The 12,030-nt window shown below is 38.7% G+C and carries 10 protein-coding genes; 1 reads left to right on the forward strand and 9 read right to left on the reverse strand.

Features of this window, described 5'->3' with window-relative positions:
* Window positions 1-5: 5 nt before the first annotated feature.
* From GGQ84_RS08500 to GGQ84_RS08540, 9 genes are all read right to left on the reverse strand, one after another.
* Complete coding sequence (locus GGQ84_RS08500; RefSeq protein ID WP_429161679.1) at window positions 6-770, reverse strand: electron transfer flavoprotein subunit beta/FixA family protein; 765 nt, start codon at window positions 768-770, stop codon at window positions 6-8.
* A gap of 19 nt (window positions 771-789) precedes the next feature.
* Window positions 790-1,932, reverse strand: coding sequence for an acyl-CoA dehydrogenase (locus tag GGQ84_RS08505; protein ID WP_429161681.1), 1,143 nt, complete (start codon window positions 1,930-1,932; stop codon window positions 790-792).
* A 31-nt stretch (window positions 1,933-1,963) separates the two neighbouring features.
* On the reverse strand, window positions 1,964-3,202 hold the full coding sequence (locus GGQ84_RS08510; RefSeq protein ID WP_429161683.1) for an L-lactate MFS transporter: 1,239 nt from the start codon (window positions 3,200-3,202) through the stop codon (window positions 1,964-1,966).
* A gap of 105 nt (window positions 3,203-3,307) precedes the next feature.
* Window positions 3,308-4,456 (reverse strand): acyl-CoA dehydrogenase, encoded by a 1,149-nt coding sequence (locus GGQ84_RS08515; RefSeq protein ID WP_429161700.1) that lies wholly within the window; start codon window positions 4,454-4,456, stop codon window positions 3,308-3,310.
* A gap of 15 nt (window positions 4,457-4,471) precedes the next feature.
* Window positions 4,472-5,257 (reverse strand): enoyl-CoA hydratase-related protein, encoded by a 786-nt coding sequence (locus tag GGQ84_RS08520; RefSeq protein WP_429161685.1) that lies wholly within the window; start codon window positions 5,255-5,257, stop codon window positions 4,472-4,474.
* A 27-nt stretch (window positions 5,258-5,284) separates the two neighbouring features.
* Window positions 5,285-6,139 carry a 3-hydroxybutyryl-CoA dehydrogenase gene (locus GGQ84_RS08525; RefSeq protein WP_429161686.1) on the reverse strand — a complete coding sequence of 285 codons (855 nt, stop codon included), beginning with the start codon at window positions 6,137-6,139 and terminating at the stop codon, window positions 5,285-5,287.
* A gap of 4 nt (window positions 6,140-6,143) precedes the next feature.
* Window positions 6,144-7,361, reverse strand: a complete 1,218-nt coding sequence (locus tag GGQ84_RS08530) for an acetyl-CoA C-acetyltransferase (RefSeq protein ID WP_429161688.1) — start codon at window positions 7,359-7,361, stop codon at window positions 6,144-6,146.
* Window positions 7,362-7,653: 292 nt separating this feature from the next.
* The gene (locus tag GGQ84_RS08535) at window positions 7,654-9,402 is read right to left on the reverse strand and encodes a sigma 54-interacting transcriptional regulator (RefSeq protein ID WP_429161690.1); all 1,749 of its coding nucleotides are present in this window, start codon (window positions 9,400-9,402) and stop codon (window positions 7,654-7,656) included.
* 143 nt (window positions 9,403-9,545) lie between these two features.
* Entirely contained in the window at window positions 9,546-10,352 is an 807-nt protein-coding gene (locus GGQ84_RS08540) for a hypothetical protein (protein ID WP_429161692.1), read from the reverse strand.
* A gap of 303 nt (window positions 10,353-10,655) precedes the next feature.
* Here GGQ84_RS08540 and GGQ84_RS08545 point away from each other — a divergent pair, with 303 nt between their 5' ends.
* The gene (locus GGQ84_RS08545; RefSeq protein WP_429161694.1) at window positions 10,656-11,897 is read left to right on the forward strand and encodes an IS110 family RNA-guided transposase; all 1,242 of its coding nucleotides are present in this window, start codon (window positions 10,656-10,658) and stop codon (window positions 11,895-11,897) included.
* The last annotated feature ends 133 nt before the right edge of the window (window positions 11,898-12,030 follow it).

Consider the following 12,030-nt stretch of genomic DNA (forward strand, 5'->3'; position numbering starts at 1 on the left):
CTCCTTTAGATAACCTTTGCTTCGTTACTTAAAAATTTTCCTATAGCTTGAGCTAGTTCTTGTGGCTCACCTTCCACTACTTCTCCTCCACCTCGAGGCTTTGGCAAGCTAAATTCTAAAGTTTTTAGAAGAAACTCTCTTTCAACACCTAAGTCGTTAACTGCAATTTGCTCAATTTTCTTCTTTTTAGCTTTCATAATACTCTTTAAGGCTGGATATCTTGGTTCATTTAAACCCCGTTGTGCTGTTACTAAAACTGGCATAGGAGCTGAAATGACCTCTGTCCCTCCGTCAATTTCTCTTACAGCTTCAACTTCATTTTCCTTAACTTCCAACTTTGTCACTACGTTGATTTGTGGTAAGCTAAGGATTTCAGCAATCCGTGAAGCAACCTGAGATGCGCCATCGTCTATTGCAACCTGACCCCCTAATATTAATTGGGGTTCTAACTTTTCAATAGCCTTAGCTAAAACAGTGGCCACATAGTTGGAATCAACTTTGCTAGCATCTTCATCTACTATGTGCGTTGCTTCATCTGCACCCATGGCCAAAGCAGTTCTTAAGGATTCTTCACAATCTGCTCCTCCATAAGTAACAATAGTCACTTTCCCTCCCTTTGCCTCTTTAAGCTTTACTGCTTCTTCAATAGCAAATTCATCATATGGATTGATTACCTTGGCAACACCAGTGGGATCAATATCTCCATTACTATCTAATTGGATTTTGGCCTCTGTCTCAAAGATGTGTTTCATAATTACAACGATATTCATTGTTTCTACCCCCTCAAGATTACTTTGATATATAACTGCCGATTACAAGCTTTTGAATTTCATTTGTTCCTTCGTATATTTGAGTGATTTTCGCATCACGCATCATTCGCTCTACAGGATATTCGCGACAATATCCATATCCACCTAAAACTTGAACTGCTTCGGTGGTAACTTCCATAGCTACATCTGAAGCGAACAGTTTTGCCATGGCAGCGTACTTGCCATAACCTTTAAATCCTTTGTCTTTGTAATAAGCTGCTTGATATGTTAATAGTCTTGCTGCTTCAATTTGAGTTGCCATATCAGCTAGCTTAAATTGAATCGCTTGCTGTTTGATAATAGGCTTACCAAATTGTACTCTCTCTTTGGCGTATGCCAATGCAGTTTCATATGCACCTTGAGCAATTCCCAAAGCTTGAGCTGCAATTCCTATCCTGCCACCGTCAAGAGTCATCATAGCTACTTTGAAGCCTTCCCCTTCTTTACCTAAAAGGTTTTCTTTTGGCAATCTGCAATCTTCGAAAACCAACTCATAAGTAGGGGATGATCTGATCCCCATTTTTTCCTCTTTTTTACCAAAGGAAAAGCCTGGTGTTCCTTTCTCAACTATAAATGCGCTAATTCCCTTATTTCCCTTTTCCTTAGCTGTCATGGCTACAAATACATAAGTATCAGCTTCGCCTGCATTAGTAATAAAGTTTTTAGTTCCGTTGATGACATACTCATCACCATCTAATACTGCAGTTGTCTTAGTGCCGCTAGCATCACTACCTGCGCTGGGCTCAGTTAAACCAAAAGCACCTAACTTTTTACCTTCTGCTAGAGGTTTTAAGTATTTTTGTTTTTGCTCCTCAGTTCCAAAAGCGAAGATAGGCCAAGTACAAAGTGAAACATGAGCAGATAAGGTAACTCCAGTTGATCCACATACCCTAGAAAGTTCTTCAACTGCTATTGCATAGGCAACATTGCCAATATCACTACCTCCATACTCTTCAGGAAATGGTATGCCAGTAAACTCCAACTCCCCCATCTTGTCGTAGATACTGCGATCAAAGCTTTCTTCTTCATCTCGCTTAGCAGCGGTTGGCGCCACCTCCTTTTCTGCGAAGTCCCTGACCACTTTTTTAATCATTTTTACTTCTTCTGATAACTCGAAATTCATAGAAAATCCCCCTTATATGTATTATTTAGGATTAAGCAGGTATTGACTTTTCCTCTGCTGGTGTAGAAGGTACCTTAGTGAAATAGGCCATAACTAATGCAATTGCGCATAAGACTGCTGCAGTTATAAATGCCGTCTGAAAACCAACTGTAGCTGCAAAAAGCGGCGCTGTTAGCGAAGAAACACCATACGCCATGAATACTGCTCCGTAATTATTCCCTACAAATTTAGTACCAAACCAATCTGCTGTTACTGAAGGGAAGATGGATAAGTATCCCCCAAAGCAAAGTCCCACAAGACACATTACAATTAGAAATGATATAAAAGATAATGAAATCAAGCTCATGTATAACATACTACATCCCATTATGGTGAACATAAGCAATAAGGAGTTAACTCGCCCAATTTTATCCGAGATACCACCCCAACCAAATCGACCTGCCGCATTGAATAAAGAAATAGTCACAACTGCAGTACCAGCTGTAGCGTAATCTAAATTTGCCAATGTAACACCAATATCTGCAGCAACACTGATAACCATTAGTCCAGCTGATGCACCAATAAAGTACATGGCAAATAGCAAATAGAATTGAGGGGTTTTCATCATTTGAGTAGTTGTAAAGTTAGTTTGTGTTTGAACCACGCCAACTTTTTTAGTTTCATCTACTTTTGGTGGCACCCATCCTGGTGGCTTATAACCTGCCGGTGGAACTACTAGCGCTTGAGCACCGATAATTATAGCCAATCCATAACCAATACCTAGATATAAGAATGTAGTCATGACGCCAAAAGTATTAATTAGAGCTATAATCATAGGTGTAAATAACATTCCACCTAATCCAACTGCTGCTAATGTTAAACCTGTAATAAAACCTCGCTTATCGGGAAACCACTTTGTACAAGTTGCCACTGGTGTCACATAAGCCGCACCCATCCCTGCACCTGTCATAAAACCGTAAGTCAGATATAAAAATGTAACACTAGTCGCTTGACTGGCAAGACAAACGCCTAAACCTGCTAAAAGACCTCCGGCTACTGCAATCTTCTTGGGACCTAATTTATCCTGCAATCTTCCCGCAATTAACACGAAGACTGCAAAAGTTGCCATGGTTATAGAGAAGGTGAATACAATAGCACCGCTATCCCAACCATGTTTCTCTACTAAAGGCGCATTGAAAAGACTCCACGTGTAAACAGCCCCTAGCACCATCTGAATCAATAGAGCACCCGCCACTACAATCCATCGGTTAATCAGCTTCTTTTCGCTCAATTTTTCAAAAACCTCCTTTTTCTCTTAATATTCAGACAATTTCTATTGTTGTTTAGCCCTTGCCGTATGCCAAATCTACCAAGGGCTAAACTTAAAAGATTCCCTTTATTTGAACTTACCAATCACGTTACGACCTATGATCATTCTTTGGATTTGGTTAGCTCCTTCATAAATCTGAGTGATTTTTGCATCTCTCATCATTCGCTCTACAGGATACTCTTTACAGTACCCATAACCACCAAGCAATTGAACACAATTAGTTGTTACCTCCATAGCTGTATCTGAAGCAAATAACTTTGCCATTGAAGCTTCTTTGCCATGAGGGATATCATTATCTTTCATCCAAGCAGCTCGATATACTAGTAGTTGAGCTGCATCAAGGGCAGTAGCCATGTCTGCAACCATAAATTGAAGTCCCTGATTTGCAGCTAGTGGCTTTCCGAACTGCTGTCGTTCTTTCATGTATTGTGTGGTGTACTCTAAAGCGCCTTCACCAATTCCCAAGGCTTGTGCGCCAATAGTAATTCTTCCTCCATCTAAAAGCCCCATAGCAACTTTAAAGCCGTCATTTATTTCCCCTAGGACATTTTCTTTGGGAACTTTACAGTCTTCGAAGGATAACTCTACAGTTGGTGAACCATTCATTCCCATCTTATCTACAGGTTTACTTATTGTAAATCCTGGAGTATCCCGTTCAACAATCAGGCAAGTTATTCCCTTACCAGGGCCTTGAGTTGAATCAGTTTTTACAAAGGTACAAAAGGTGGTGGCGTTGCCGTTAGTGATGAATATTTTCTGACCATTTAAGATAAAGTGATCTCCCTTATCCTCAGCTCGACACTTGAGTGAACCCGCATCAGAACCAGCGTTTGGCTCTGTTAATGCGTAGGCTCCTACTATTTTGCCGCTAGCCAAGTCTTTAAGGTACTTTTCTTTTAGCTTTTGGCTTCCATATTTATAAATGCTCATACATCCTAGTCCAGTGTGAACACTCATAATTACTGCAGTGGATGCACACACCTTAGCTAGTTCTTCAATGAAAACTGCAAAGTCTAAATATGATCCTCCGCCACCACCCCATTCTTCAGGGATGCAAAGGCCAGCTAAGTCCAGTTCTCCCATCTTTTTAAATGACTCCGTGGGGAACTGATGGGTATTATCCAGCTCTTCTGCTAATGGCTCTATTTCTTTTTTTGCAAAGTTTCTCACCATATTACGAATCATTAACGTGTCTTCACTTAATTTAAATTGCATCATTGATACCCTCCTTTACTTTCCTTTAAATTGAGCTTTTCTCTTTTCGAGGAATGCTTTCATCCCTTCTTTTTGATCTTCTGTTGCAAAGCAAAGGCCAAAGCTATTAGCTTCCAAGGTCATAGATCTGTCTATATCAGCTTCCATGCCTTCATTTACAGCCTCTTTGCAGTAGCGCACAGAGATCTGTCCGTTAGATACTATTTTCTTCACTTTTTTCGTCACTACTTCCATCAATTGGTCCGCAGTCTCCACACTGTTAACCAAGCCTATTCTAAGAGCTTCGTTGGCATCAATAATTTCTCCAGTAAACAGTAATTGCTTAGCCATGTTAGACCCCACTATTCTCGGCAAGCGCTGACTACCCCCAAATCCAGGAATAACTCCTAGGCCTACTTCTGGTTGCCCAAACTTACTGTTTTCTGAGCAGATAATAAAATCGCAAGCCATTGCTAACTCACATCCTCCACCCAAAGCAAATCCATTAACTGCCGCAATAACAGGTTTTCCCATAGTTTCAATAGTACGAAAAACGTCTTGGCCTAGTAAGGCAAATTCCCGAGCTTGTTGAGGCGTCATTTTACTCATAAAGCTGATGTCAGCACCAGCTACAAATGCTTTTTCTCCTGCACCAGTAATAATCAAAACATGAGAATTTTCATCCTCAGCAACTTCCTGTGCAGCAGCTTTAATATCTAAAAGAGTATCTTTATTTAGAGCGTTTAATGCCTTTGGTCTATTTATAGTAAGTGTGGCTATATTATCACTTGTCTCTAATAAGACATTTGAGTAGTTACCCACTTATATCCCCCCTCTATGGATTTCAGTTTACTTGCTGTAGTCATAAAATCCTTTGCCAGATTTTCTACCCAACCACCCTGCATGAACGTAAGACTTGAGCAAAGGACATGGTCTGTATTTGGGGTCACCATATCCCTCATAAAGAACGTTTAATATAGCCAATACCGTATCTAATCCGATTAAGTCAGCCAACTCTAAAGGACCCATAGGGTGATTCATGCCTAGCTTCATGATGCCATCTATTCCTTCAGTAGTAGCTACACCCTCATATAGCTCAAAAATAGCCTCATTGATCATCACTTGAAGTACTCTATTAGATACAAAACCAGGAACATCCTTACACTCAATAGCCGTTTTGTTCATTTTTGCTGAAACTTCTTCAATAGTTTTGCAAACCTCATCAGTAGTAGCAAGACCTCTGATAACCTCTACTAATTTCATTACTGGAACCGGATTCATAAAGTGCATTCCAATAACTTTTTCAGGTCTATTAGTACAAGCTGCAATTTGTGTGATTGGTAAAGATGAGGTATTACTAGCTAAAATTGCATGTTCAGGGGCAACTCTGTCTAATTCTCCAAATACTTTGCTCTTTATATCCATGTTCTCTACGATGGCTTCTACAATTAAATCGCAATCTTTTGCATCCTCAAGGGATGTTGATGGTTTGATTCTTCCTAGAACTTCCTTAGCTTCTTCGTCTGTCATCCTGCCCTTCTTAACACTTCTTCCCAAGTTTTTCTCAATATTAGCTATCCCTTTATTGACTAAATCCATATTTAAGTCGTTTTGGAGAGTTTCGTAACCAGCTTGAGCCGCAACCTGCGCTATACCATTACCCATTTGACCTGCGCCAACAACCATAATCTTTTTAACTGTCATAATATTAGTTTGATACCTCCTCTGGATCTACTTTGATTATCATTGCATCGCCTTGAGCTTGCCCAGAACAGATACCACAAACTCCAATTCCTCCGCCTCTTCTTCTCAGTTCATAGGCTAAGGTCATTGCAATGCGAGCTCCAGTAGCACCAATTGGATGCCCAAAGGCAATTGCGCCACCATTTGGATTTACTCGTTTGTACATGTCATCTTCACTCATTCCCAAAATCTGTGCACTAACAAGAACAACAGCAGCAAAAGCTTCATTGATTTCAATAACGTCCATCTGGTCTAAGCTATAGCCAGTTTGCTCTAACACCTTCTTAATAGATAAACCAGGCACAGTAGCTATGTACTTGGGATCTTGTGAAACTTCAGCATATCCCAAAATAGTCCAAAGGGGTTTAAGCCCTAGCTCTTCAGCTTTTTCTTTAGACATTAATACTACTGCATCTCCACCATCATTAATCCCCGGTGCATTACCAGCTGTCACTGAACCTTCTGGATCGAATACAGGAGGTAGCTTTGCTAAAGTCTCCAATGTAGTATTCGGTCTTGGACCCTCATCAGCATCAACTACAGTAACCCTGCCCTTTCTGTCTTTAATCTCCACTGGAAAAATCTCATCTTTCAACTTCCCTTGTTCAATTGCCTTGGATGCGGCAGTCTGGGATTGAACCGCCCATTTGTCTTGTTCTTCTCTAGATATGTTAAACTCTTTTGATACTTCAGAACCGTGGATTGCCATATGCCTATTATAGGTAGCGCACCATAAGCCGTCATAAACCATTAAGTCCAAAGCTTTTTTGTGAGGCACACCCATTCGGGCTCCCCATCTCATCTCAGGAATACCAAAAGGTACATTTGACATACTTTCCATACCACCAGCAACACAAATATCTACTCTGCCAGTTTGTATCATTTGTGCCGCTAAATCGATGGTTTTAACTCCAGATGAGCAAACCTTATTTACACTAATTGCAGGTGTAGTATCGGGTATCCCAGCCTTTAATGCCGCTTGCCGCGCAGGAACCTGCCCACTTCCTGCGGAAACCACTTGCCCCATAACACAATACTCAACCATATCAGGCTGTATCTTTGCCCTTTTAATGGCTTCTTTAATTGCCATAGCCCCTAAATCAACAGCACTTAAAGATCTTAACGCTCCCCCAAAAACTCCAATTGGCGTTCTAACTGCACTAACTGCAACTACTTCTCGCAAATTACTCCCCCCTAAACTCTATATTTAGCACACATTTAACAGGTAAAACTAACGTATACTTTTTCATGGCACCTCCTCTACGGCATTTAATAAATCTTTTAAATATTAATTGCAAGTATCATGCCAAGTTCCTTGTCCCCGCAACTATAGGTATTATCTATAAATTCTGAATTTTAAGACAGTAAACGCTTGTTTACACTATTTCCCATTAAATGCAAAAAAAGACTGCCCATTGTTGACCGGAACAGTCTTTTTATAGGTAAGTTTACATGTATAGTATCCTTGACATAAATTAATCCTTAATATTGTATTTAGCCATTCTTTGATAAAGCCACGCACGAGATATTTCTAACAGAGATGCAGCTTGAGCTTTATTTCCTTTACAAACCTTTAATGCATTGATTATACCTTGTCTTTCAGCTTCTTCAACTATTTTTTTCAAATTAGTTTCACTTTGAATATTAGGAGATGTATTTAAAGGTTTGGTTTTCTGCAAATACATAGGCAAATGTTCTTTTTTTATCAAATCTCCCTCAATTACATTAAAAGAGCGCTCAATTACGTTCTCCAACTCTCTAATATTTCCTGGCCAGTGGTGGGATTTTAGGATACCCCATACTTCTGGAGTCAACCCCTTAACAGTTAACTGAAAATCATTATTTAACTTCTTAATAAAATAATTTACTAAATTCTCTATATCTTCATATCTCTTTCGCAGTGGCGGAACATTTAGGGTTACCACATTTAAGCGGTAATAGAGGTCCTCTCGAAATTTCCCCTCATTGATTAACTCTTCTAAATTGCGGTTAGTAGCCGATACAACTCTTACATCTACTTTTTTGCTGCGTCCTGAGCCCAGTGGTTCAATTTCTTTTTCTTGTAAGACCCTTAATAATTTCACCTGCATAGCAGGCATCATATCTCCAATTTCATCGAGAAAAATGGTTCCACCGTGAGCAAGCTCAAATTTACCTACCTGTCCACTTTTTCTGGCTCCAGTAAATGCTCCTTCTTTATAGCCAAACAACTCAGATTCCAGCAGGTTCTCCGGTAATGCTGCACAATTAACCTTTACAAAGGGTCCATTGCTGCGGTTGCTCTCTTGGTGTAAGGCGTGGGCAAAAAGCTCTTTACCAGTTCCACTTTCCCCTCGAATTAAGATAGTTGAAGAACTTTTGGCAACCCGTTTAATAGTATTTTTCAAGGCTACCATTTCTTTTGAACTGGCAATTATATTATTAATTCCGTATTTAGTTTTTCGAAATCTCTGGATCCCACCCTTATAGTAATCAAGACCCTCATTAAGTCTATTTACCTTATTTGCCATTTGTATCAGTTGGTTCACATCTTTAAAAATTACTTTTGCTACTGCTCCTACTTTTTTTCCGTTTCTAATTATAGGGAAGCTTGATATTACTAACTCCTTAGACTTGATTTTGATTACATCACCATAGAGTTCATTGCCCTCTGTTACTATTAAAGGCAATTTACTATCTTGTATTACCTCGGTTATATGGTTGCCAATGACCTCTCGTTGTTCAAGATTTAAAATTTTTGCAAAATTCTTGTTTATATAGGTTATAGTACCGTCCACATCTAAAACTAAAATACCATCATATGCTACTTCCAGAATAGTCTCCAACTCTTTCTCAAATTCTTTAGAAAAGCTTAATTCAGATGCCTTAGAGTTTAACTCCGTAATCTCCTGAGCTACTCCAACAGCACCAATTACTTGGCCCTCTCTAATAACTGGTGTACTATTAGACACGTATAAGCGGCCTTTCCAATTAAACCTACGACCAATATAACTTGAACCTGTTTTTACAACTTTCTTTAAAATAGTAATTGGAACAATTTCTAAAACATCCTTACCTATTACATCAGTCTGAATATGACCAAATGCCTTTTCGCATACTTCATTGTAAACGATGATTTTTCCCTCGTGATTTATGGCTAGGATCATGCTGTGAATCTCTCCTAGAATGTTCGTTTGCTCCACAATATACCGATCCAACTGAGAAATATTAGCTTCTTTTTTCATAAGCACCTCTCAATTTCCCGCAGTTTAATTTTTCTTACAGTACTATATAGATATGATTCTACAGAAGTAATTATTTTCCTTTACGAAAATTCGAATAATTAGTTATTTTTATAACATAAAAGCTTGGTCAGTTCAACTTAGAATCAAGTTTGACCAAGCTTTGTCGTTTTTAGATGTCTGCCAAAACTATTCATTACCAACAAATGTATAGGCGCTTGAGTTAATCTATATATATGCCACGGTAAGGCGGGAATAAAGTCGTGAATTGCTGCTAATACATATTTGCCACCAAGAACCTTCCTAAACTCAAATCTTCCCTTATATTTCTTATTAAGAGAATTAGCAAGAAGACCTCCTGTTACATAATATAACACTCTATCTTTACTACTTTCTTCTGCAGTCAAAGTCAATTGCAGTAATGCACTAGGCAAAAAGAATAAATAAAATCCAAAGACTCCCTGCTCGTGTTCTTTTACTTTTATTATCCCCTTAGAAAACTTAGGCAACCATTCCATATAGTGCTGGGCCACCCATTGAGCACCACAACTAGGTGGTAACGGAAGTCTTTGTACTGAACACACGTTAGAAATTCTTTTGTAGTTACCTTTCTGAGGCAAACTTCCTGCTATTTCTTCATGAAGTATCTTTACATCAATGTTGTAGGACTTCAGAGTCTGCAGTATTTCACTTCTGTTGGATAACTCCTTGGAAGCTTTAAAAATAACTTGTTTAACACCTATTTTTGAAGCTACCAAGCCTAAATTATCTGCTATTATTAGATACATATCTTCATTGTTACCCTGAGTCAATCTAGCTTTAGAAGGATTTTCTCCTATAGAGCAAACTACTGTTTCAACACCATGTACGGCATTTTCTGCTTCCAATAGAGAAAAAAAATCTACCTCCTTTGAATCCGCAATAAAAGCTTTAGACTTTCCCCTTTTATTCATATTTATAACCATTCCTTTCGCTTCGCTCAAGGCACAAAACATCATGAAATGTATTGGCATTGAGCTATTTTTTTATTATTCTACAATCATAGGGATAACAGTTAACTACAAATCACGAGGAGGTGAGTGGGCTGCTCCAGTATGGAGTGACCGCATATTTATATGTGTAGATTGCCTTTTCAAGCACAAATAAGTGTGCCATAAGAGCACGCAGACTTATCTTTGTATAAACATTACTCGTTTATTGCTAGGCAATCAGTCAATGCTGTCTATCCCTGTAATTCTATGAAAGGAGTTTTCCCTATGGCTTTAAAAATTGTTTACCCTATCTGTTGTGGCATCGATGTCCACAAAACCTTTGTTGTTGCTTGCATTGCTTCAACTGACAAAGGAGTTACCACCTACAAACGCCGCCGCTTTTCTACCTACACAAAAGGATTGAAACAGCTGTTACAGTGGCTTTATGAAAATGACTGTAAGGACGTTTGCATGGAGTCTACAGGAAAATACTGGATTCCTGTCTTTAATGTGCTTGAAGATTCCTGTAATATCACTTTAGCACATCCCAAATATGTCAAAGCTATCCGTGGCAAAAAAACCGATAAAAAAGATGCTAAATGGATTGCTGATTTATTTAAGCATGATCTTGTAGCTGGAAGTTTTATGCCTCCTCTTACTATTAGACAGCTTCGTGACTTGATGCGCTATCGCTTCAAGTTAACTAACTTTATGTCCAGTGAAAAAAACCGTCTTCAAAATTGTTTAACTGTATCTAATATTCAACTTGGCAATGTTGTTTCTGATACCTTTGGAAAAAGCTCTATGAATATTATTGATAAACTTCTAGAAAATCCTTTGGATACTACCTTTGACTTAGAAGGCCTCATTCACGGCTCTATGAAGAAAAAACTTCCTGAACTTGAACTTGCCATTGATGGTTTTATCACTCCTGAACAAGCTGAAAAACTGAAGGTAATTAAACAACACTATGAAGATCTACAATCTCGTAAAGCTGATCTTGAAAAAATTATTCTTTCTCTTTCCGAGCCCTACACTCAAGAAATCAATTTAATCTTAACTGTTCCGTCTTTTAAAAACATCTTTTCAGCCATTGCAGTGGTTTCCGAAATAGGTGTTAATATGGACGTGTTCCCGACAGCTAAGCATTTATGTTCTTGGGCAGGGCTCACACCTACGAATAACGAAAGTGCTGGAAAGAGAAAGTCAGTAAGGATTTCAAGAGCTGGCTGCTACATTAAACCTCTTTTAGTTCAGTGTGCAACTGCTGTAGTGAAAAGCGATAAGCACCCTGAAATCCGTAACCGCTACTTAAGAATTAAAAAACGTCGTGGTCATAAAAGGGCTATTATTGCCATTGCAAGAATGCTTCTTACAGCTATTTATCACATTCTTAAAAAGAAAGAACCTTACAATCCTGAGTTGTATAGAAAATCTGATGTTCTTCCAGTTAACCGTGAAATCACGGTAGAACAAGCAATTTTTCTGGCTAAAAGTCAGGGATTCCGTGTTATGGTCCCAGTCTAGTTTTTAATCTCCTTTTTTCAAAAAGTCATCAAACGATGTGGATTGTCAACAGTAAACTAGACAACTTTTTTAAGGTTATGTAATTTATATTCTCTAGGACTCAAATAATCCAAAGTTGAATGGATCCTAAAAT

The organism is Desulfitispora alkaliphila, assembly GCF_050433185.1.
In the GTDB taxonomy this organism is placed as follows: domain Bacteria; phylum Bacillota; class Desulfitisporia; order Desulfitisporales; family Desulfitisporaceae; genus Desulfitispora; species Desulfitispora alkaliphila.

Excerpts from the sequence above, each read along its gene's own strand:
- GGQ84_RS08500 (WP_429161679.1), bottom strand. The coding sequence starts at position 770 with ATGAATATCGTTGTAATTATGAAACACATCTTTGAGACAGAGGCCAAA.
- GGQ84_RS08505 (WP_429161681.1), bottom strand. The coding sequence starts at position 1,932 with ATGAATTTCGAGTTATCAGAAGAAGTAAAAATGATTAAAAAAGTGGTC.
- GGQ84_RS08515 (WP_429161700.1), bottom strand. The coding sequence starts at position 4,456 with ATGCAATTTAAATTAAGTGAAGACACGTTAATGATTCGTAATATGGTG.
- GGQ84_RS08525 (WP_429161686.1), bottom strand. The coding sequence starts at position 6,139 with ATGACAGTTAAAAAGATTATGGTTGTTGGCGCAGGTCAAATGGGTAAT.
- GGQ84_RS08535 (WP_429161690.1), bottom strand. The coding sequence starts at position 9,402 with ATGAAAAAAGAAGCTAATATTTCTCAGTTGGATCGGTATATTGTGGAG.
- GGQ84_RS08540 (WP_429161692.1), bottom strand. The coding sequence starts at position 10,352 with ATGAATAAAAGGGGAAAGTCTAAAGCTTTTATTGCGGATTCAAAGGAG.
- GGQ84_RS08545 (WP_429161694.1), top strand. The coding sequence starts at position 10,656 with ATGGCTTTAAAAATTGTTTACCCTATCTGTTGTGGCATCGATGTCCAC.